At 71.4% G+C, this 21,683-nt stretch carries 19 protein-coding genes and 1 riboswitch; of the genes, 12 read left to right on the forward strand and 7 right to left on the reverse strand.

Going from position 1 to position 21,683, the window contains the following annotated elements:
• Positions 1–52: 52 nt before the first annotated feature.
• From ACFV0T_RS19380 to ACFV0T_RS19400, 5 genes are read left to right on the forward strand one after another with little or no spacing between them, the layout of a single operon-like run.
• Positions 53–1,315, forward strand: coding sequence for an exo-beta-N-acetylmuramidase NamZ domain-containing protein (locus tag ACFV0T_RS19380; protein ID WP_385780256.1), 1,263 nt, complete (start codon positions 53–55; stop codon positions 1,313–1,315).
• A complete protein-coding gene (locus tag ACFV0T_RS19385; protein ID WP_385780259.1) occupies positions 1,312–2,286 on the forward strand; it encodes a GNAT family N-acetyltransferase in 975 nt (324 codons plus the stop codon). The genes ACFV0T_RS19380 and ACFV0T_RS19385 overlap by 4 nt, the downstream gene beginning before the upstream one ends.
• Positions 2,283–3,686 carry an ABC transporter substrate-binding protein gene (locus tag ACFV0T_RS19390; RefSeq protein WP_385780262.1) on the forward strand — a complete coding sequence of 468 codons (1,404 nt, stop codon included), beginning with the start codon at positions 2,283–2,285 and terminating at the stop codon, positions 3,684–3,686. The genes ACFV0T_RS19385 and ACFV0T_RS19390 overlap by 4 nt, the downstream gene beginning before the upstream one ends.
• A complete protein-coding gene (locus tag ACFV0T_RS19395) occupies positions 3,680–4,639 on the forward strand; it encodes a carbohydrate ABC transporter permease (protein ID WP_385780264.1) in 960 nt (319 codons plus the stop codon). Before ACFV0T_RS19390 ends, ACFV0T_RS19395 begins: the two co-directional genes overlap by 7 nt.
• Entirely contained in the window at positions 4,636–5,505 is an 870-nt protein-coding gene (locus ACFV0T_RS19400) for a carbohydrate ABC transporter permease (RefSeq protein WP_385780267.1), read from the forward strand. Before ACFV0T_RS19395 ends, ACFV0T_RS19400 begins: the two co-directional genes overlap by 4 nt.
• Before the next feature lie 76 nt (positions 5,506–5,581).
• On the opposite strand, the gene ACFV0T_RS19405 is transcribed toward ACFV0T_RS19400, so the two are convergent.
• Positions 5,582–6,772, reverse strand: a complete 1,191-nt coding sequence (locus tag ACFV0T_RS19405; protein WP_385780269.1) for a PotD/PotF family extracellular solute-binding protein — start codon at positions 6,770–6,772, stop codon at positions 5,582–5,584.
• 228 nt (positions 6,773–7,000) lie between these two features.
• Positions 7,001–8,449, reverse strand: a complete 1,449-nt coding sequence (locus ACFV0T_RS19410; RefSeq protein ID WP_385780272.1) for a gamma-aminobutyraldehyde dehydrogenase — start codon at positions 8,447–8,449, stop codon at positions 7,001–7,003.
• 168 nt (positions 8,450–8,617) lie between these two features.
• Between ACFV0T_RS19410 and ACFV0T_RS19415 the strand changes: the two genes are divergently transcribed.
• The 7 genes from ACFV0T_RS19415 (at position 8,618) to ACFV0T_RS19445 (ending at position 15,358) form a co-directional block, all read left to right on the forward strand.
• The gene (locus tag ACFV0T_RS19415; RefSeq protein WP_385780495.1) at positions 8,618–9,136 is read left to right on the forward strand and encodes an Lrp/AsnC family transcriptional regulator; all 519 of its coding nucleotides are present in this window, start codon (positions 8,618–8,620) and stop codon (positions 9,134–9,136) included.
• Positions 9,121–10,503: an aspartate aminotransferase family protein gene (locus ACFV0T_RS19420; protein ID WP_385780275.1), complete on the forward strand. Its 1,383-nt coding sequence runs from the start codon at positions 9,121–9,123 to the stop codon at positions 10,501–10,503. The genes ACFV0T_RS19415 and ACFV0T_RS19420 overlap by 16 nt, the downstream gene beginning before the upstream one ends.
• A 204-nt stretch (positions 10,504–10,707) precedes the next feature.
• Positions 10,708–11,454: an ABC transporter ATP-binding protein gene (locus ACFV0T_RS19425; RefSeq protein WP_385780277.1), complete on the forward strand. Its 747-nt coding sequence runs from the start codon at positions 10,708–10,710 to the stop codon at positions 11,452–11,454.
• Positions 11,436–12,860, forward strand: coding sequence for a hypothetical protein (locus ACFV0T_RS19430; RefSeq protein ID WP_385780279.1), 1,425 nt, complete (start codon positions 11,436–11,438; stop codon positions 12,858–12,860). The genes ACFV0T_RS19425 and ACFV0T_RS19430 overlap by 19 nt, the downstream gene beginning before the upstream one ends.
• Positions 12,861–12,937: 77 nt before the next feature.
• Positions 12,938–13,345: a VOC family protein gene (locus tag ACFV0T_RS19435; RefSeq protein WP_385780282.1), complete on the forward strand. Its 408-nt coding sequence runs from the start codon at positions 12,938–12,940 to the stop codon at positions 13,343–13,345.
• Between the two features lie 36 nt (positions 13,346–13,381).
• Positions 13,382–14,515, forward strand: coding sequence for an LOG family protein (locus ACFV0T_RS19440; protein ID WP_385780285.1), 1,134 nt, complete (start codon positions 13,382–13,384; stop codon positions 14,513–14,515).
• A gap of 192 nt (positions 14,516–14,707) precedes the next feature.
• Complete coding sequence (locus ACFV0T_RS19445) at positions 14,708–15,358, forward strand: LAETG motif-containing sortase-dependent surface protein (protein WP_385780288.1); 651 nt, start codon at positions 14,708–14,710, stop codon at positions 15,356–15,358.
• 291 nt (positions 15,359–15,649) lie between these two features.
• Here the strand turns inward: ACFV0T_RS19445 and ACFV0T_RS19450 are convergent, their stop codons facing one another.
• From ACFV0T_RS19450 to ACFV0T_RS19470, 5 genes are all read right to left on the reverse strand, one after another.
• The gene (locus tag ACFV0T_RS19450; protein WP_385780291.1) at positions 15,650–16,669 is read right to left on the reverse strand and encodes an ABC transporter ATP-binding protein; all 1,020 of its coding nucleotides are present in this window, start codon (positions 16,667–16,669) and stop codon (positions 15,650–15,652) included.
• Positions 16,669–18,351 (reverse strand): ABC transporter permease, encoded by a 1,683-nt coding sequence (locus tag ACFV0T_RS19455; RefSeq protein ID WP_385780294.1) that lies wholly within the window; start codon positions 18,349–18,351, stop codon positions 16,669–16,671. The genes ACFV0T_RS19450 and ACFV0T_RS19455 overlap by 1 nt, the downstream gene beginning before the upstream one ends.
• Positions 18,327–19,400 (reverse strand): thiamine ABC transporter substrate binding subunit, encoded by a 1,074-nt coding sequence (locus tag ACFV0T_RS19460; RefSeq protein WP_385780299.1) that lies wholly within the window; start codon positions 19,398–19,400, stop codon positions 18,327–18,329. Before ACFV0T_RS19460 ends, ACFV0T_RS19455 begins: the two co-directional genes overlap by 25 nt.
• A gap of 89 nt (positions 19,401–19,489) precedes the next feature.
• Positions 19,490–19,597: riboswitch (TPP riboswitch) on the reverse strand.
• Between the two features lie 43 nt (positions 19,598–19,640).
• A complete protein-coding gene (gene rlmN, locus ACFV0T_RS19465; RefSeq protein ID WP_385780301.1) occupies positions 19,641–20,747 on the reverse strand; it encodes a 23S rRNA (adenine(2503)-C(2))-methyltransferase RlmN in 1,107 nt (368 codons plus the stop codon).
• Between the two features lie 157 nt (positions 20,748–20,904).
• On the reverse strand, positions 20,905–21,588 hold the full coding sequence (locus ACFV0T_RS19470) for a hypothetical protein (RefSeq protein WP_385780304.1): 684 nt from the start codon (positions 21,586–21,588) through the stop codon (positions 20,905–20,907).
• Between the last annotated feature and the right edge of the window lie 95 nt (positions 21,589–21,683).

A 21,683-nucleotide genomic window follows, 5' to 3' on the forward strand; every position in this document is an offset into this window, starting at 1 on the left:
AGTAAATTTCCTAGCACTACTTCACGGTGCCACCGGCGGACGGGACATGAGGATGAGCACGGACGCCCGGGTCGCGGTGACGACCGGGATCGCACGACTGCACGCGTCGCCCGGACTCGCCGGGCCCGGCCGGCTCGGGCTGGTGACCAACCACACCGGTGTCCTGCCCGACCTGCGCCCGGCCGCCCCCGCGCTGCTGGAAGCGGGCGCGCGGCTGGTCGCCCTGTTCGGCCCCGAGCACGGGCTGCACGGAACCGGCCAGGCCGGTGCGAGCGAGACCGGCCGGGCGGACCCCGCCACCGGCCTGCCCGTGCACGACACCTACCGGTGCGACGGCGAGCAGCTCGACGGACTGCTGCTCGACAGCGGCGTCGACGTCCTGGTGTACGACCTTCAGGACATCGGGGCCAGGTTCTACACCTACGTGTCGACCATGTTCGACCTGATGGTCTCGGCGGCCCGAACGGGCGTACGGTTCGTGGTCGCCGACCGGCCGAATCCCCTCGGTGGGCTCGTCAGCGAGGGCCCGCTGCTCGACCCCGCCTGGGCCAGTTTCGTCGGGCGCGCCCCGACACCCGTCCGGCACGGCCTCACCTGCGGCGAGCTCGCCCGGCACCTCAACGCCTCGCTCGTTCCGCAAGTCGCGGGGGAAGGCGTCGACTTGACGGTGCTCGAAGCCTTCGGCTGGCAGCGCGCCATGGACGCGCAGGCCACCGGCCTGCCGTGGGTCGCGCCCTCGCCGAACATGCCGACGCCCGCCACGGCCACCGTCTACCCGGGCACCTGCCTGTTCGAGGGGACGAACCTCTCGGAGGGCCGTGGCACGACACAGCCCTTCGAGTTCGTCGGGGCCCCGTACATCGACGCGCGGTTCGCGCCCGCGCTCGCCGAACTCTCCCTGCCCGGGGTGCACTTCCGTGACCTGCGGTTCGTACCGACCTTCCACAAACACGCCGGACAGCCGCTGCGCGGGGTCCAGCTGCACATCACCGACCGCGCGGTGTTCGCGCCCGTACGTACCGCCGTCGCGATGCTCGCCACGCTGCGCCGGCTGTACCCGGACGACTTCGCCTGGCTCGCCGCGGACGCCGGCGCGGAACGGAGCGGCCACCGTCACTTCATCGACCTGCTGTGGGGGTCCGACCGGTTGCGGCGCACCGTCGACGCGGGCGACGACCCGCTGCCGCTGTGCGATCCTCCGGCGCCACCCGGCCGGTGGGCCGGAGACGACGTACTGCTCTACCCCGAGGCGACGCCGCCGGGGACGTTCGACGCCGTCCATGCCCCGCGTACGGAAGGACAACCCTGCCGATGACCGAGACGCGATCCCGGGCCGAGACCCGTGGCTTTCGCGCGGGCGACGGCCCGCAGTTGCTGGCGGCGTGGCGCCGGAGTCTGCCGGCCGACCCGATCAGCCCGGACCGCTTCCGCTCCCTGGTGCTGCTCGACGCCAACTTCGACCCGGAGGGGCTGCGGGTCGCCCTCGACGGCGGCCGTGTCGTCGGCGCCGCCTACGCGGTGCGCCGCCTGACGCCGATGTCCGGCACCGACCTGGAGCCGGAGCAGGGCTGGATCCCGTTCTTCTTCGTCGACCCGGCGGCCCGGGGGCGCGGCCTCGGACGGCTGCTGCTGACCGACGCCCTCGACTGGCTGCACGGCCACGGCCGCACCCGGGTGGACTTCTCCTCGTACACCCCGTACTACGTCCTGCCCGGCCTGGACGCCGAGGCGTATCCGGAAGCGGCCGGACTCCTCGGTTCCATGGGCTTTCGCACGCTGTACGAGGCGGCCGCCATGGATCGCGGCCTGGTCGGCTATCGCCTCCCGGCGGAGGTCGCGCTGCGCCGGGACGAACTGACGGCGGGCGGCCACCGGTTCGCCACCCCGGACGACGACGACCTGGTGGAACTCCTCGCGCTCGCCGGGAACCACTTCAACCCGGACTGGGCCCGCGCGATCCGGGAGTGTCTGGCCGCGGGCACCCCGCTCGACCGGATCGTCGTCGTCCGCGACCCGTCCGGTCGCCTGGTCGGCTGGGCGATGCACGGCGCGTACGAGTCGGTGGACGAGCGGTTCGGCCCGTTCGGCGTGCTGGAGGAGACGCGCGGCACCGGACTCGGCAAGGTCCTGCTGCACCTGGTCCTGGAGCGGATGCGGGCACGCGGCGCGCACTCGGCGTGGTTCCTGTGGACCGGCGAGCGGTCCGCGGCGGGCCACCTGTACCGCAGGACCGGCTTCACCACGACCCGGGTGTTCCGCGTCATGCGCCGGGAGGTCACCCGATGATGGCTCCGTCGCCGTCCCGCCGCACCGGCGGACCGAGCCGCCGTCACTTCGCGCTGGCGCTCCCCTCGGCGCTGCTCGCCTCCGGATGCGCCGCGCCCCACCAGGGCACCGGGCGGCCCGGGGATCCGATCGTGCTCACCCTGCTCTCCCACTACGCGAGCGGAGAGCTCAAGGAGGCACTACAGGGCCCGGTCGACGAGTGGAACGCCACGCACGACCGGGTCAAGGTGCGGACGACGGCCGTCGAGTTCTCCGACCTGCTGACCACGTTCATGGTCCGGCAGGCCGCGGGCCAGGGCGCCGACATCCTCCACCCGTACTGCCTGTGGAACGGCCAGCTCGTCCGGGCCGGCGTCCTGCGGCCCGCTCCGGCCGAGTACGCCGGGGAGATCAGGCGCGGCTACGGCGAGGCCGCGGTCGCCGCCTCCTCGGTGGGCGGCGCGGTCTACGGCTACCCCACCGAGGTCCAGACGTACGCCCTCTACTACAACAGGCGGCTGCTGCGCGAGGCCGGTCTCGCCGGCCCTCCGCGCACCTGGCGGGAGCTGGAGGAGGCGGCCCACCGCACCACCAGGCGGGACCGGTTCGGCAACACACTGGTCCAGGGGTTCGGGCTCTCGACCTACGACGACTCCACCACCGTCGGCCAGACCCTCGCGCTGCTCAACGCCGCCGGCGGAACGTTCGTCGCCGCGGACGGCAGGAGCACCGCCATCGACTCGCCGGCCGGCCGGGCCGTGTTCGACCTGGAGCACCGCCTCGTCGTCGAGGGCGCGAGCGCCCCCGGCGTCAACGTCTACCGGGCCTTCCCCTCCGGGCAGGTGGCCATGGTGGTCAGCGCCGGCTGGTGGACCGCGAACCTGAAGGCCCTGATGGGCGAGGACTACCGCGACGTCGGCGTCGCGCCCGTGCCCGTGCCCGAGGCGGACGACAAGCGCGCCACGCTCTCCACCGGCTTCATGCTCGGGGTCAACACGGCCAGCGCGCACCCGCGCGAGGCCTGGGAGTTCCTGCGCTGGCTCAACACCGAGAAGGTGGGCTCGCGCAACGCCGTGAAGGGTGCGACGGCGACCCGGATGAGCCGGTTGCAGGTGTCGGTCGGCTCCCTGACCGGCCGGGCCGACGACATGCGGACCCTCCTGGGTGGGGGCGGCGAGGGCGGCGAGGCCGGGGCGGGCAGCGCGGGCAGCGAGGCCCGCAAGGACGGTGACCCGAACCTGCGCCCGTTCCTGGACGCGCTGGCGTACGCGGTGCCGGAGCCGAACGTGCCGGGCGCGCAGCAGGCCAAGTCGCTGCTGCGCAAGAACATCGAGGCGTTGTGGACCGGTCAGCAGTCGGTCGACCAGGCCCTGCGCACCACCCGCCGTCAGGTCGATCAGGAGGTGTCGCGCTCATGGTGAACGTGCTGGTGCCGGAGACGACCGAGCGGGCGCACGGGCCGCGGGCCGCCGAGCCCGCCGTCGATCATCGCGGCCGAAGCCGGCGTCGTCAGGCCGCCGTCGCCTATCTCTTCCTGACCCCGACACTGCTGTTCTTCGCGGTCTTCCTGATCCTGCCGCTCGGCTTCGCCCTGCTGCTGTCGATGTCCAGCTGGGCCGGGTTCGCCCTCGGCGACATCGACCCGGTCGGCCTGGACAACTTCACCGGCCTCTTCGCGGACGGATCGACGTTCCTGACGCCGATCCTCACCAACACGCTGCTGTTCGCCCTCGGTACGGTGGCCCTCGCGCTCGCGGGCTCCGTGCTCGTCGCCACCTGCATCGACAAACTGCGTTACCAGGGGCTGTGGCGCACGCTGTACTTCCTGCCGATCGTCACGACCGTCGTCGCCGTCGGCAACGTATGGAAGTACATGTACGAGCCGGGCGGACTGGTGAACGGCGTACTCAACGCCCTCGGGCTCGGTTCGGTGGCGTTCCTCCAGGACCCGGACACCGCGCTGCCCGCGGTCGTGGTCGTCCAGGCCTGGGCGTCGCTCGGCTCGGCGATCCTCGTCCTGACCGCCGGGCTGAAGTCCGTTCCCGAGTCGTACTACGAGGCCGCCGCGCTCGACGGCGCCGGACCCGGCACGGTCTTCTGGAGGATCACCCTGCCGCTGCTGAGGCCGTCCCTGCTGCTGGTGTGCGTCACCCAGTTCATCACCGGCCTGCAGTCGTTCGCGCTGATCATCGTGATGACCAAGGGCGGGCCGGGTGACGCGACCAACGTGGCCGCGCTGGAGATGTACCGGCAGGCCTTCTCGTACGGCGACTGGGGCGCCGCGAGCGCCGCCGCCTTCGTGCTGTTCGTGGTGGTCCTCGCGGTCACCCTGGTGCAGTTGTGGATCTTCCGGCGCAAGGGGGAGGACGCGTGATCCGCCAACGCTTCCCGTGGTTGTCGTACCTGCTGGTGGTGACCGGCGCCGTGCTCACGGTGGTGCCGTTCCTCGACATGGTGATGACGTCCTTCAAGGGGCCCGGCGAGTCCGGCACGCTGCCGTACCGGTTCCTGCCCGAGGCGTTCGACCTGTCCAACTACCGGGCGGCGGTGGACCAGCTCGATCTGCCGGTGCTGTTCCGCAACAGCGTCATCGCGACCACGCTGATCACCGGATCGGTGCTGCTCACGTCGTCGCTCGCCGGCTACGCGCTCGCCAAACTCCGCTTCCCCGGACGGAACTTCATCTTCCGCCTGGTGCTGTCGACGATGATGTTCCCCCCGTTCCTCTTCTTCATCCCGCACTTCCTGATCCTGGTGCACTGGCCGCTGGCGGGCGGCAACGACCTGTTCGGACGCGGCGGCGCGGGCCTGACCGTCAGCATCGCGGCGCTCGCGATGCCGTTCCTGGTCAACGGCTTCGGGATCTTCCTGACGCGTCAGTTCATGGTCTCGATCCCGGACGAGGTCCTGGAGGCCGCGCGCATCGACGGGGCGGGCGAGTTCGCCGTGTGGTGGCGGATCGTGGTGCCGCAGACCAGGCCGGTCCTGGTGACGCTCGGGCTGCTGACCTTCGTCGACGCCTGGAACGAGTACATCTGGGCGCTGCTCGTCTCGACCGCCGACCCGGACGTGATGACCCTGCCCGTCGGCATCCAGCTCCTCCAGGACCATGTCGACCCGACCCGCACGATGCCCATCGTCATGGCGGGCCTCGTCCTGAGCGTCCTGCCGGTCCTGATCCTCTTCCTGCTGCTCCAGAAGCACTACATCCGCGGGGTCATGCTCAGCGGACTGAAGTAGGACCGAACGGCCCCCGTGCGGACCCGACGGCCCTCGTCCGGAGCCGAAGGCCCTCGCCACAGCGGCCGCCCCGTCCTCACAGCCCCGCGATCGCGTTCCAGCGCCTGGCGAACTCCGTGCGTTCGGTGGAGGTGATGTCGCGGGCGATCGCGAGGCGCTTGCGCATGGTCGCGTCGGGGAAGATCAGCGGGTCCTCGGCGAGGGCGGCGGTGTCCTTGTCCTTGGAGGAGGCGAGGACGTCCTGCGCGGCGGGCACCGGACAGACGTAGTTGACCCAGGCGGCCAGCTCGGCGGCGATCTCCGGCTGGTAGTAGAAGTCGATGAGCTTCTCCGCGCCGGCCTTGTGCCGGGCCAGGTCGGGGATCATCAGCGACTCGGCCCACAGCTCGGCGCCCTCCTCGGGGACGACGAAACGGATGTCGGGGTCGTCGGCCTGGAGCTGGATCACGTCGCCCGAGTAGGCCTGGCAGGCCAGGACGTCCCCGCTGGAGAGGTCCTTGATGTAGTCGTTGCCGGTGAAGCGGCGGATCCGACCACTGCGCACGTGCTTCTCGACCTGATCGCACACCTGGTGGAAGTCGTCCGGCCGCCACTTCGTGATGTCTACACCGTTGCCCTGCATGAGCAGCGCGAACGCCTCGTCCAGGCCGGAGAGCAGCGTGACCCGGCCCTTGAGGTCGTCGGCCCACAGGTCGGACACGTGCTTGATCTCGCGGCCGACCTTGCGGCGGTTGTACGCGATGCCGGTGATACCCGACTGCCAGGGCACCGACGACCTGCGGCCGGGGTCGAAGGCGGGCGAGCTCAGCAGTGGATCGAGGTACTCGGCGACGTTCGGCTGCCGGGACCGGTCCATCTCCTGCACCCAGCCGAGCCGGACGAACCGCGCGCACATCCAGTCGCTGATGACGATCAGGTCGCGGCCCGTCGACTGACGGTTCATCAGCGCGGGGCTTATCTTGCCGAAGAACTCGTCGTTGTCGTTGATCTCCTCGATGTAGTCGACGGAGATCCCGGTGCGCTTCTCGAAGGCCTCCAGCGTCGGCCGGCTGGTCGTGTCGTCGTCATCGGTGTCGATGTACAGCGGCCAGTTCGCCCAGGTCAGCCGCTTGTCACGGGCGGAGACGTCGGCGGCGGCACGGTCGCCGGGCCCTACGTAGGCGGCGGGCACCCCGCAGCCGGCGAGGGCGCCGAGGGCGGCGGTGCCGCCGAGCGCGCGCAACAGGGAACGGCGGGAGAGCGCGGGAGTCCTCGAAGTCTGGGGCACCACCGCAGCATGCCGTCCGTGGCGGTGGGCGGACAATCGACGCTGCGTCGAACGGACCGGGCCGTAGCCGACACCTTGTCGATCAGCGGCGGCGTCCCGCGGGACGCAGGACGCGCGCGGCCCCGGACGGTCGTCCTCCGTCCGGGGCCGGGCACACAGCGAGCACCGCTCAGTACGTCAAGCGCCCAGCGACGTCACGCGTCGAACGGCGTCACACGCCGAACGACCTCACGCGTCGAGCGACGTCATCACGTGCTTGATGCGGGTGTAGTCGTCGAAGCCGTACGCCGACAGGTCCTTGCCGTAGCCGGACTTCTTGAAGCCGCCGTGCGGCATCTCGGCGACCAGCGGGATGTGGGTGTTGATCCACACGCAGCCGAAGTCGAGCTTCTTGGACATCCGCATGGCGCGGGAGTGGTCCTTGGTCCACACCGAGGAGGCGAGGGCGAACTCGACGCCGTTGGCCCACTCCACCGCCTGGTCCTCGTCCGTGAAGGACTGGACGGTGATGACCGGGCCGAAGACCTCGTTCTGGATGATCTCGTCGTCCTGCTTCAGACCGGAGACGACGGTCGGGGCGTAGAAGTAGCCCTTGTCGCCGACCTGGTGGCCGCCCGCCTCGACCTTGGCGTGGGCGGGCAGGCGCTCGACGAACCCGGAGACCTGCTTGAGCTGGTTGGGGTTGTTGAGCGGGCCGTACAGCACGTCCTCGTCGTCCGGCAGCCCGGTCTTGGTCTCGGCGGCCGCCTTCGCCAGCGCGGCCACGAACTCGTCGTGGATGCCCGCCTGGACGAGGACGCGGGTGGCGGCCGTACAGTCCTGGCCGGCGTTGAAGAAGCCCGCCACGGAGATGTCCTCGACGGCCTTGGCGATGGCCGCGCTGTCGAGGTCCTCGAAGACGACGACCGGCGCCTTGCCGCCCAGCTCCAGGTGGACCCGCTTGACGTCCTTGGCGGCCGACTCGGCGACCGCCATGCCGGCCCGCACGGAGCCGGTGATGGAGGCCATCGCCGGGGTCGGGTGCTCGACCATCGCGCGGCCGGTGTCGCGGTCGCCGCAGATGACGTTGAAGACGCCCTTGGGCAGGATCGAACCGAGGATGTCGGCGATCAGGACGGTGGACGCGGGAGTGGTGTCCGAGGGCTTCAGGACGACCGTGTTGCCCGCCGCGATCGCCGGGGCGAACTTCCACACGGCCATCATCATCGGGTAGTTCCACGGCGCGACCTGGGCGCACACGCCGACCGGCTCGCGCCGGACGATCGAGGTCAGCCCCTCCATGTACTCGCCGGCCGAGCGGCCTTCGAGCATCCGCGCGGCGCCCGCGAAGAAGCGGATCTGGTCGACCATCGGCGGGATCTCCTCGGACCGGGTGAGTCCGACGGGCTTGCCCGTGTTCTCCACCTCGGCCGCGATGAGCTCCTCGGCCCGCTCCTCGAACGCGTCCGCGATCTTCAGGAGGGCCCTCTGGCGCTCGGCGGGGGTGGTGTCGCGCCAGGCGGGGAAAGCCGCCGCGGCGGCCGCCATCGCGGCGTCGACGTCCGCCTGCCCGGACAGCGGCGCGGTCGCGTACGCCTCGCCTGTCGCGGGGTTGACCACCTCGGTGGTCCGTCCGTCGGTGGCGTCCCGGAACTCACCATCGATGTAGTTGCGCAGACGACGCAGCTCGGTGCTCACTGCCGGCCTCCTGTCGGGTCGAACTGTCCAATCACTGAGACACCCACCCTAATCGGCCGCCCCACGTTTTCAACACCCCCGATCGCACCATGGCTGCGAAATCCGCAGGTCTCGAAGGCGTAAACAACGAATTTCATCGCTGCGACCTTGCGGAACCGCCGAGACGTCGTGCACAGTGAGGCCGTGGCCAGTCGAAGCGCAGACCAGAGGGACTCGCCCCGCGAGCCCAGGAACGGCACCCCCCACCTGGATGCCGTCTCCCTCGCGATCATCCAGCAGCTCCAGGAGGACGGCCGCCGTCCGTACGCCGCGATCGGCAAGGCCGTCGGCCTCTCCGAGGCGGCCGTGCGCCAGCGCGTCCAGAAGCTGCTCGACCAGGGCGTGATGCAGATCGTCGCCGTCACGGACCCGCTCACCGTGGGCTTCCGCCGGCAGGCGATGGTCGGTGTCAACGTCGAGGGCGAGCTCGACCCCGTGGCCGACGCTCTGACCGGCATGTCGGAAGTCGAGTACGTGGTGATGACCGCGGGCTCGTTCGACATCCTCGCCGAGATCGTCTGCGAGGACGACGACCACCTGCTGGACGTCATCAACCGACGCATCCGGGCCCTGCCCGGCGTGCGCTCCACCGAGAGTTTCGTCTACCTGAAGCTCAAGAAGCAGACCTACATGTGGGGAACCCGATAACCGTGAGCACCAAGGACCTCAGCCGAACCGCGTACGACCACCTGTGGATGCACTTCACCCGCATGTCCTCGTACGAGAACGCGCCCGTCCCCACCATCGTCCGGGGCGAGGGCACCTACATCTACGACGACAAGGGCAGGCGCTACCTCGACGGTCTCGCGGGTCTGTTCGTGGTGCAGGCCGGCCACGGCCGCACGGAGCTGGCCGAGACCGCCTTCAAGCAGGCGCAGGAGCTGGCGTTCTTCCCGGTGTGGTCCTACGCCCACCCCAAGGCCGTGGAGCTGGCGGAACGTCTCGCCCACCACGCGCCGGGCGACCTGAACAAGGTCTTCTTCACCACCGGCGGCGGTGAGGCGGTCGAGACCGCCTGGAAGCTCGCCAAGCAGTACTTCAAGCTCCAGGGCAAGCCGACCAAGTACAAGGTCATCTCCCGCGCGGTCGCCTACCACGGCACTCCGCAGGGCGCCCTGTCCATCACCGGCCTGCCGGCCCTGAAGGCCCCCTTCGAGCCGCTGGTCCCGGGCGCGCACAAGGTCCCGAACACCAACATCTACCGCGCGCCGCTGTTCGGCGACGACCCGGAGGCCTTCGGCCGCTGGGCCGCCGACCAGATCGAGCAGCAGATCCTCTTCGAGGGCCCCGACACGGTCGCCGCGGTCTTCCTGGAGCCGGTCCAGAACGCCGGCGGCTGCTTCCCGCCCCCGCCCGGCTACTTCCAGCGCGTGCGCGAGATCTGCGACCAGTACGACGTACTGCTCGTGTCGGACGAGGTCATCTGCGCCTTCGGCCGCCTCGGCACGATGTTCGCCTGCGACAAGTTCGGCTACGTCCCGGACATGATCACCTGCGCCAAGGGCATGACCTCCGGCTACTCCCCCATCGGCGCCTGCATCATCTCCGACCGGCTCGCCGAGCCCTTCTACAAGGGCGACAACACCTTCCTGCACGGCTACACCTTCGGCGGCCACCCGGTGTCGGCGGCCGTGGGCCTGGCCAACCTCGACCTGTTCGAGCGCGAGGGCATCAACCAGCACGTGCTCGACAACGAGGGCGCGTTCCTGTCTACCCTCCAGAAGCTGCACGACCTGCCGATCGTCGGCGACGTCCGCGGCAACGGCTTCTTCTACGGCATCGAGCTGGTGAAGGACAAGGCCACGAAGGAGTCCTTCAACGACGAGGAGACCGAGCGCGTCCTGTACGGCTTCCTGTCGAAGGCGCTGTTCGACAACGGCCTGTACTGCCGTGCCGACGACCGCGGCGACCCGGTCATCCAGCTCGCCCCGCCGCTGATCTCCACCCAGGAGACGTTCGACGAGATCGAGCAGATCCTGCGCGCGACGCTGACGGAGGCGTGGACGAAGCTGTGACCCCGTTCGCCGATCTTCCTTTGGGATGATCGACGCCGGCCCCGGAGTCGACCGTTCGAGTGAGAAACGGCGACCCGGGGCCGCGTGCTGTCCGGCCTCCCGCCGTCGCCTGCCTAGCGTGCCAGTGACCGATCGGCCCTGCCTTCGTTCCCCCGGACGGGGGATCGGCACGGGAATTACGGATCTGAACCGAGGTGTACGCCCATGGAGGCCCCGCCGGACAACGACGTGCTCTGGGCACGCGCCCTGCACTTCACGCACGACGACGGCTCGCCCGCGCTCGCCGGTGTCTCGCTCGGCGTCCGCGAGGGCGAGATCCTCGCCGTCAGCGGCCCGCGCGGCAGCGGCAAGACCACGCTGCTGCGCTGTCTGGCCGGTCTGGTGCCGGCCATGCGCGGCGAGGTGTGGTTCAACAGCGTCCCGGTGCACACCATGGGCCCCGTCACCCGGGAGCGGCTGCGGCGCGACCGCTTCGGCTGGATCGACCCGGCGCCGGTGCTCGTCCCGGAGCTGAACGTCTGGGAGAACGCCGCGCTCCCCCTGATGCTGCGCGGCACCAGCCGCCGCCGGGCCAAGGTGGCCGCCCTGGAGTGGCTGGAGCGCCTCGACATCGGCGACAAGGCCCGCAAGCGCCCGCACGAACTGCGCCAGGCCGAACGCCAGCGGGTGACGATCGCCCGTGCCCTCGCCCCCGCGCCGACGGTCCTGTTCGCGGACGAGCCGACGGCCCCCCTGCACCGGGCCGACTGCGGGCAGGTCCTGCGCACGCTCACCACGGCGGCCCGCTCGCACGGCATCACCGTCGTCCTGGCCACGCACGACGCGGAGACCGCGGCCCTCGCCGACCGCAGGGTGTCGCTGCTCGACGGGCGGCGGGTGAACACCGTGCATCTGCCACCGGTCACGGAGGCCGAGACGGAAGGCCGGGCCGCGTGCTCGCTCTCCGCCTGACCCGCGTCGCCCACCCGGCCGTCCAGCTGCGCCGCCTGCTGGTGGCGGCGGCGTCGGCGGGCACGGGCTTCCTGCTGTTGTCCACCCTCGGCTACGCGATGAGCCACCCGGGCACCCCCGCGGCCTCGCTGTCGCTGCGCCTGGCCTGGTGCGCGGTGCCGCTGGCCGCCACGGTCTACTTCGCGGAGGCCGTCGCGCGCACCGATCCGGCCATCCGGCCGCGGCCCAGTCTCTCCGCGATCGGCCTCGGCCCGGCCCGCCTGATGGCGATCTCGGCGACGACCACGGCCCTGTCCTGCACGCTGGGCTCGATGCTGGCGCTCCTGTTCTTCCTGCATCTGCGCGGCGACCTCTCGGGCCTGCCCTTCGACGGCGCGGCGGCTGAGTTCCTTGCCGCTGACACGCCCCTGCCGCTCCCGGCCGCCCTCACGCTCCTGGGCCTCACCCCCGTCATCGCCTCGGCGACGACGGCTCTCCTCCTGCGCCCTAGGGACCCCCGTCCCCTCCCGGCCAGGGGCTACGGCCGCTTCGGCGCGTACAGCCGCACCGGCGCGCGCGAGACGTTCGGGGCGTACGGCAGATTCGGCTCCCGCTGGCGCGTCAAGGAGCAGGACCGGCCCGGCCGTCCCGCGGGCGGTCTCGCCGACGCCGCGGCGCCCGTCCCGCGGAACGGCGACACCCTGCGGGCGCCGGGCGGCGCGACCACCCTCGAAGTCCCGGCGGCCAGCACCCCGCACGCCGAGTACGCCGAGGAGCACGCGCCCGACCCCGATCCGCACCGCCCGCCCGCCCCCCGACCCGTACCCGCCGCCCTCCCCTGGGGCGTGGCCGTCCTCGCCGCGGGCCTCGCCGTGGAGACGTACGCGAGCCGGTCCACCGCCACCGACGGCCCGCAGCTCCCCGCGGGGCTGGCCGACAGTCCCGCCGGCGTCCTGGTGGGCTGGCTCCTGACCGCCCTCGGCCTCGCCCTGGCCGGGCCAGGTTTCACCCACCTCTGCGGACTCCTGCTCCAGGCGGGCGGCCCCGGTGTCCGGCGCCTGCTGGCCGGCCGCGTCCTCATGGACGAGGCGTCCCGCATCGGCCGCCCCCTGGGCGTGGTCTGCGCCGTACTGTCGGCGACGTACGCCACCGCCTCGCTGCACGACCCGGACGGCAGGGCCTTCGGCCCCCTGACCACCCTCGGCGTCCTGCAGGTGCTGGGCTGCGCGGTGGGGACGCTCCTCACCGCGGCCGTGGAGGCACGCCAGGCCCGCGCCGACACCACCGCCGCGCTGCTGCGCCTCGGCGCCCCGGCCACGATGCTGCGCGGCGCCGCCGCACTCCGGGCCGGCGCACTGGTGGCCCTGTTCGGCCCGCTCACCCTGATCGTCGCGGAGCTGGCGGCCCTTCCGCTGACCCACCGATGAGTTTCCCGAGGCCGCCCGGTCTACCCGTCGAACATCATGAACCGATGCCCGATCCGATGCCTCAGGGGAGACCCCGCATGTACCAGCAGATGATCTTCGTGAACCTGCCCGTGAACGACCTCGACGCCTCGAAGAAGTTCTTCACGGAGCTCGGCTACACGATCAACCCGCAGTTCAGCGACGACAACGCGGCCTCCGTGGTGATCAGCGACACCATCGTGGCGATGCTGCTGACCAAGCCCTTCTACGCGACCTTCACCGACAAGGAGATCGCGGACGCCACGAAGACCAGCGAGGTCCTCGTCGCGCTGAGCGCCCCGAGCCGCGAGAAGGTCGACGAACTGGTCGACAAGGCGCTCGCGTCGGGCGGCACGACCAGCGGCCGGACGCAGGACCTCGGCTTCATGTACGGCCGCGCCTTCGACGACCTGGACGGCCACACCTGGGAGGTCATCTGGATGGACCCCTCGGCGGTGCAGGGCTGACCCTCCGCGCCGGACGACCGCCCCTAGCATGGGCGGGTGCATCCGACACCCGCCCGGCCAGGCCGGCCCCTCGACGGCTCCCACGACCATGAGATCGAGTCCCTCGCCGAGTTCGACGAGGTCCTCTCCGCCCACGGCACGCTGTCCCACCACCGCGTCCAGGCCGTCGACCTGACGGGCCGTACGGACGCGCTGCTGTCCGTGGACTGCGCGGGCGCCGTCTTCCTCGGCTGCCCGATGGCCCCGGAGGCGGCCGCACGGGTGCGTGCCGCCGGCGCCCTCGTCTTCCCGCCCGTACCGGGCCTGCCCTTCGACCCGTACCGCGGTTTCGTCTACACGCCGGACGAACTGTTCGACTCCCTCGCCGAGGGCTACGAGACGACCCCGGACGCCCTGGCGTACGCCTGGTTCCAGCGGACGAAGTCGGACGGCGACATCTTCGCCTCCATGCTGCGTTCGGTCCACGACGACGCCGTCTCCGACGCCCTCGACGAACTCCTGCTCGACGCGCCGGTGGTGGGCGTCATGGGCGGCCACGCCATGGCGCGCGGCACCGAGGAGTACGCCGGTGCCGCCCGGCTCGGCCGGGAACTGACGCGCGCCGGCCTCACGGTGGCAACCGGCGGCGGACCCGGCGCGATGGAGGCCGCCAACCTCGGCGCGTACGCCGCTCCGTTCGCCGACGGGATGCTCACCGAGGCGCTCCGGCTGCTGGCCAAGTCCCCCTCGTTCCGGCCCTCCGTCACCGACTGGGCGCGCGCCGCCTTCGAGGTGCGCGACCGCTGGCCGGGCGGCGGCGCCTCGGTCGGCATCCCGACCTGGTTCTACGGCCACGAGCCGCCCAACGCCTTCGCCGCGCACATCGCCAAGTACTTCGCCAACGCCACCCGCGAGGACGGACTGCTGGCCCGCTCCACGGCGGGCGTGGTGTTCCTGCCGGGCGCCGCCGGGACCGTTCAGGAAATCTTCGACAACGCGACACCGAACTATTACGAGTCACGCGGTGAACCCACACCGATGGTGCTCGTGGACCGGGTGCACTGGACGGAGAAACTGCCCACGTGGCCGCTCCTCCAGGCGCTCGCGCGGGAGCGGTCGATGGAGTCCCGAATAGCCCTGGTTGACCGGATCGAGCAGGCTCCGGAGGCGCTGAAACGTCTCGGCGGGTAATGGATGGGCAAAGCCCAGGCCCTCGATGGGCATATGCATTGACACTCCTTACGGAGCACTTATAGACCTGTGAGTCACCTGGGGGTGGTGAGACCCGCCTCGAGGTCTGTTCATCCTCCCCTCAGCCCCCCGCAGTTGTGCTCCCCGTGAAGGGCAAACGTGTCCATATCTCGCCGTACCGCACGTCGTTCCGTGCGCATTCTCGGTGTCGCCTCCGCTTCGGCCGCGCTCGCGCTCGGCGTCGCGGGTACCGCGCTCGCCTGCAACATCAGTGAGTTCTCCGCCGAAGCCAAGTGCGACGGCGCCAAGGGTGTCATCACTGTCACCGACAAGGACTTCTCCGGCACCCCCGCCGTCGTCTCCGTGTTCCGCGAGAACAACGGCGCCGACGAGCAGAAGATCGGCGAGCAGGAGGTCAAGGGCTCGCGCGAAGGTGTCATCCTCACCTTCGCCGAGGACTGGGCTCCCAACGCCACCTACCGCGTCCACGTCAAGGCCGGCAACCAGGTCGACCAGGACATCAAGCCCAACCTGACCACCCCGGCCACGGCCTGCAAGACCGAGGACACCTCGACGCCGCCGGCCACGCCGCCCGCGTCGGAGACCCCCTCCGCGCCGGCCGAGACCGAGACCCCGGCCCCGTCGGCGTCGGAGAGCACCACCGCCCCGGCCGAGGCCGCGAGCAACGCGCCTTCGCCCGCGGTCGGTGACTCCAACCTCGCCGAGACCGGTGCGAACTCCAACACGGGCATGATCGTCGGCATCGCCGGCGCTCTGGTCGTCGTCGGCGGAGGTGCCGTGTTCTTCGGCATGCGCCGTCGTGGGGCCGGCAACAACAGCTGACCCCTCCTCGCGTACCCGTACGCGCTCGTGGCCCGTCCCGTACCGGGGCGGGCCACTCGCGTGTCAGCCGAACGTCGCCCGCGCCGGCCAGAACTCCAGCGAATCCCGCTCGCCGAGGACCTCCAGCCCCGGGCTGTGCGGACGCCGGGCCCGCGCAGGTCGTCCGCCACCCGCTCCGGCATCGCGCGCTGTACGTACGTCACGGTCTCCAGCCACTCGTCGATCGCGTCGGCGGCCACCTCGGGCACGACCTCGTAGGGCAGTCACGGGCCCGACCCCGGAGACCGACCGTCAGTCGAGCACGACGATCTCCGACGCGTCGAACTCCACGCCGACCACGTCCCCGACCTCCGGCGCCGCCCGCAGCGCGCACGCCGCCTCCAGGTCCGGCGCGTCCCGCGGCTGAAGGCGGACGGCTACATGGGTGCCCTTGAAGGTGCGCGCGGTCACCGTGCAGCGCAGGCCCACGTCGGCCGACGTCAGACGCACACCGGCCGGGCGGACCAACAGGGTGCGCGCCCCCTGCGGTGCGCCCTCGCCGACCGGGACCTTGCCCCAGGGCGTGTCCGCGGCCTCCCCGGCGACCGTCGCCCCCACCACGTTGTCGAAGCCGAGGAAGCGCGCCACGAACGCGTCCGCCGGCCGCTGCCACACCTCCAGCGGCGTACCGGACTGGGCGATCCGCCCGTCCCGCATCACCACGACCCGGTCGGCGAGCGCGAAAGCCTCGCCCTGGTCGTGGGTGACCGCCAGCACCGTGGTGCCCAACCTGCCGAACAACTGGCGCAGTTCCACCACCAGCCGCTCGCGCAGCGACCGGTCGAGCTGGCCCAGCGGCTCGTCCAGCATCAGCAGCCGCGGCCGGGGCGCGAGCGCCCGGGCCAGCGCCACCCGCTGCTGCTCACCGCCGGACAGCGCGGCGACGGCCCGGCGCGCGGCCCCCGGCAGCCCGACCAGGTCCAGCAACTCCCCCACCCTGGCTTCCTGTTCACCGCGCGAGGCGCCGTGCATGCGCAGCCCGAACGCCACGTTTCCGCCCACGTCCCGCTGCGGGAACAGCTGATGGTCCTGGAACATCAGACCGACACCCCGCCGGTGCGCGGGCACCCCCCGCTGGTCGCGTCCGGCCAGCAGCACCCGCCCGTCGTGCAGGGGTTGCAGCCCGGCCACCACCCGCAGCAGCGTCGACTTCCCGCTCCCGCTGGGCCCGAGCACGCACACGACCTCGTGCTCGGCGACATCCAGATCGACGGCGTCGAGCACGGCCCGGCCGCCGAACCGCACGGTCGCGCCGGCAAGACTCAGCAACATCAGAACTCCCCTGTCCGGTCCGTGCCCCGAAGCCCCTCCAGCACCAACAGGGCCGCAGCGCACACCAGCATCAGAATCGTCGAAAGGGCCATCGCCTGGCCGTAGTTGAGTTCGCCGGCCCGGCCGAGCAGTTTCGCGACCGCGACCGGCAGCGTCGGGTTGTCGGGCCGCGCGATGAACACGGTCGCCCCGAACTCCCCCAGCGACACGGCGAACGCGAACCCGGCCGCGATCAGCAGCGCCCGCCGCACCAGCGGCAGGTCGACCTCGCGCCACACCCGCCACGGGGACGCCCCGAGCACGGCCGCCGCCTCCCGCAGCCGCCCGTCCACGGCCCGCAGCACCGGCAGCATGGTCCGTACCACGAAGGGGACGCCCACCAGCGCCTGCGCGAGTGGCACGAGGATCCAGGAGGCGCGCAGATCCAGCGGCGGCTCGTCGAGCGCGATCAGGAACCCGAAGCCGACCGTCACCGCGGAGACCCCGAGCGGCAGCATCAGCAACGCGTCGAAGCCGCGTACCAGCCGCCCGGCGTCGCGCCGGGTCAGGGCCGCGGCGGCGAGACCTCCGATCACCAGGGCGATGGCGGTGGCGGCGAGGGCGTACGTCAGCGAGTTGCCGACCGCGTCGATCGGCGGCACCAGGAAGACGCCCCCGTCGGACGACGTCAGCGCCCGGTAGTAGCCGAGGCCGGGGGCGTCCAGCGACCGCTGCACCAGCACGGCGAGCGGCAGCAGGATCAGCACGGCGACGGTCGCGAGGACCCCGGCCAGCAGCGCCCACTGCCCGCCGCCGCGCGGCCGGCGTGCCGTCCCGGCCGCGTCCACGAGGCGCAGGGCGGTCTCCCTGCGCCGTACCGTCCACGCGTGCACGGCGAGGATCGCGCCCACCGCCGCGAACTGGACGATCGTGAGCACGGCGGCCGTGGCCAGATCGAAGATCTCGGAGGTCTGCCGGTAGATCTCCACTTCGAGGGTGGAGAAGGTCGGACCGCCCAGGATCTGCACGACGCCGAAGGAGGTGAAGGTGAAGAGGAAGACCATGAGCGCGGCGGCGGCCACGGCGGGCCCGAGCGCCGGCAGGGTGACGGTGCGCCAGGCGGTGAACCGGGAGGCGCCCAGCACCCGTGCCGCCTCCTCCTGCCGCGGGTCCAGCTGCGCCCACAGGCCGCCGACCGTCCGTACGACGACCGCGTAGTTGAAGAAGACATGCGCGAGCAGGATCGCCCACACCGTGGTGTCCAGCCGTACGCCCCACAGCTCGTCGAGCAGCCCGCCACGCCCTACCAGCGCCAGGAACGCCGTCCCGACGACGACCGTGGGCAGCACGAACGGCACGGTCACGACCGCCCGCAGGAGCCGCTTGCCCGGGAAGTCGAAGCGGGCGAGGACGTAGGCCCCCGGGAGCGCGACGAGCAGGGTGAGCGCGGTGGAGGCGAGCGCCTGCCAGGTGGTGAACCACAGGACGTGCCGGATGTCGGACTGCGCGAGCACCTCCCCGATCCGCCCGACCTGCCAGGCACCGTCGGCCTTCAGACCACGGGCGACGATCGCGGCGACCGGGTAGGCGAAGAAGACGCCGAAGAACGCGACGGGCAGGGCCATCAGCCCGAGCCGCGCCGCGTTGCCCTTCCGTCCCTCGCGGGGGGCGCGCGGGGCTACTTCAGTACGAGCGAGGTCCACGACTTGACCCACTGGTCACGGTTGGCGGCGATCCGGTCCGGCGCCATGATCTCGGGGTCCTTGGCCGCGGGCCCGTACGCGGTGAACTCGGCCGGCACCTTCGCGTCCGCGACCACCGGGTAGACGAACATGTTCAGCGGCATGTCCTCCTGGAACTCCTTCGAGACGAGGAAGTCGATGAACGCCTTGCCGCCCTCGGTGTTCTTCGCGTTGCCCAGCAGCCCCGCGAACTCGATCTGCCGGAAGCAGGTTCCGGCCGCGACGCCGGTCGGCGCGGTCGTGGGCTTCGGGTCGGCGTAGATCACCTCGGCGGGCGGCGAGGAGGCGTACGACACGACGAGCGGCCGGTCGCCCTTGGCCTTCTTGCCGCCCGCGGAACCGGAGAACTCCTCGTTGTACGCCTGCTCCCAGCCGTCGACCACCTTCACACCGTTGGCCTCGAGCTTCTTCCAGTACTCCGGCCACCCGTCGTCGCCGTACTTCGCGGCCGAGCCGAGCAGGAAGCCGAGGCCGGGCGAGGAGGTGGCGGCGTTCTCGGTGACGAGCAGGTTCTTGTACGCCGGCTCGGCCAGGTCGTCGAGGGTGGCCGGCGGGGTCAGCTTGTGCGCGCTGAACCAGGCCTTGTCGTAGTTGACGCAGATGTCGCCGTAGTCGACCGGCGTGACCCGGTGCTTGCCCTGGTCGAGCTGGTACTCGGCCCCGACCCGGCCCAGGCCCTTGGCCTCGTACGACTGGAACAGCCCGTTGTCGAGGGCCCGGGACAGCAGCGTGTTGTCGACGCCGAAGAAGACGTCGCCCTGCGGGTTGTCCTTGGTCAGGATCGCCTTGTTGACGGCCTGGCCCGCGTCCCCGTCCTCGAGGACCTTGACCTTGTACCCGGACTGCTTCTCGAAGTCCGCGAGCACGTTCTTCGAGACGGCCCACGAGTTGTGGCTGACGAGGGTGACGGTCTTGGAGTCCTTAGCGCCCTCGTCCGCGGACGACCCGCAGGCGGACAGCGTGACCAGGCCCAGCCCGACCGCCGCGGCCACGAACGTCTTGGTGTGCACTTGATTCCTCCTGGAGGTGACCAGGAAGAGACGCGGCCCCGCCCGGGGCCGTCGGACGGATCCGCCGGCTCCCGGGCAGGGCGCAACAGCTTGAGTGATGACCGAACTTCCTACCCAGAATGACCTGGGCGAGGTTCAGAGGGTCTGCGGCCCGGTTGCCGCACTCTCAGCGCTGTGGCGCTCCCCTGTCGGAATATGAAGATGTGTACCGCGCAAGAATACCGGCCGTGGCCGGAATGCCTACCGCTCGGTGGCGGCCAGCTGGCCGCAGGCGCCGTCGATCTCCTGCCCGCGGGTGTCGCGGACGGTGACCGGCACCCCGTGCGCCGCGATGGCCTCGACGAACGCCTTCTCGTCCTCGGGACGGGAGGCGGTCCACTTCGAGCCCGGCGTCGGGTTCAGCGGGATGAGGTTGACGTGCACGGGCTTGCCCCTGAGCAGCCGACCGAGCCGGTCACCGCGCCAGGCCTGGTCGTTGATGTCCCGGATCAGCGCGTACTCGATGGACAGCCGGCGGCCGGACTTCTCCACGTAGTCGAACCCGGCGTCGAGGACCTCGCGCACCTTCCACCGCGTGTTCACGGGGACCAGTGTGTCGCGCAGCTCGTCGTCGGGCGCGTGCAGCGAGATCGCCAGGCGGCACTTGAAGCCCTCGTCGGCGAACCGGTGGATGGCGGGCACCAGCCCGACCGTCGACACGGTGATGCCACGCTGCGACAGCCCGAGCCCGTCCGGCGCGGGGTCGGTGAGCGCCCGGACGGCTCCCACGACCCGCTTGTAGTTGGCGAGGGGCTCGCCCATGCCCATGAAGACGATGTTGGACAGCCGGGCCGGTCCACCGGGCACCTCACCGTCGCGCAGGGCGCGCATCCCGTCGACGATCTGGTGCACGATCTCCGCGGTCGACAGGTTCCGGTCCAGTCCGGCCTGCCCGGTCGCGCAGAACGGACAGTTCATCCCGCAGCCGGCCTGTGAGCTGATGCACATGGTCACCCGGTCCGGGTAACGCATCAGCACGGACTCGACGAGCGTCCCGTCGAACAGCCGCCACAGCGTCTTGCGCGTGGTGCCCTCGTCGGTCGACAGATGCCGCACGACCGTCATCAGCTCCGGAAGCAGCGCTTCCTGGAGCCGGCCGCGCGAACCGGCGGGGATGTCGGTCCACTCCGCCGGGTCGTGCGCGTACCGAGCGAAGTAGTGCTGCGAGAGCTGCTTGGCACGGAACGGCTTCTCACCGATCTCGGCCACGGCGTCCTTGCGCTCCGCGGGCGTGAGGTCGGCGAGATGCCGCGGCGGCTTCTTGGCTCCGCGCGGGGCGACGAAAGTGAGTTCTCCGGGTGCAGGCATAACTCTTCCAGTGTGGCAGATCAACTCCGCTGCCCCAGGCGGGAGCGGGGTGGGGGTGGTCACCCGGGGGTGGTGTCTGTCAGCGTCGAGCCGCAGGCAGTCCCGGGCACGGCCCAGCCATGACGAGCCCCGCCGCGATCCAAGGTGCCCAGGCGGCTCAGCCGTCCGTCGCCAGCACGTCGCGCAGTTCGGCGATCTCGCGCTCCAGCTCGCGGTAGTGATCGGTGACGTTGTGCTCGGGCGTGGGAGTGACGCGGCCCTCGTCGAGTGCGGTCAGGCGGTCGCCGAGGGTGGCGAGCGTCGCCTGTCGGCCGAACCAGCCGGGTGCGCCCTGCGCCGCGGCCAGCTCGTCCCGCGCGGCCCGGTGGGCGGCGTGGATCCGTTCGCGGAGCGGGACCAGGTCGTCGCGCAGCCGCTCGGTCGTCCGGCGCAGCTCCATCACCGACTCGATGGCCTCGACGAACGGCTCCCCGGCCGCCGCCATCTCCTGGGCCTGTTCGACGAGCTCCTCCAGCGAGGGCATGATCTCGCCGAGGTCGTCCAGATCCTTGCCGACGAGGTGGGCACGGGTCTCGGTGTACCGCTCCGACATCCCGTCCACGTCCGCCAGGACACGCGCCGCCGCGTCCGTCTGTCCGCGTATCGCGTCGGCGGGCACTCCGTCCCGGCGTCCGAGCAGTACGGCGATCTCCGCCAGCTCCTGCGCCAGCGCCTCCCGCAGTTCCAGGAGCGCCTCATGGGACCGGTCCGCCCCCTCCACGGTCGAGCGGAAGCTCGCCGCGAGCCCTTCGACCGCCTCCTGCGCCTCCTGCTCGCGCCTGGCCCGCCTACGCCCCCACATAGCGCTCCACCCCTCCCGCAACACAGATCACGGCAGGGTGATCATATGTGCGGAAGGGGTGGTTCCGAAGGGGTGTGGAAGCAGCGCGGGCGGCT

Source organism: Streptomyces sp. NPDC059582, assembly GCF_042735715.1.
Taxonomy (GTDB): domain Bacteria; phylum Actinomycetota; class Actinomycetes; order Streptomycetales; family Streptomycetaceae; genus Streptomyces.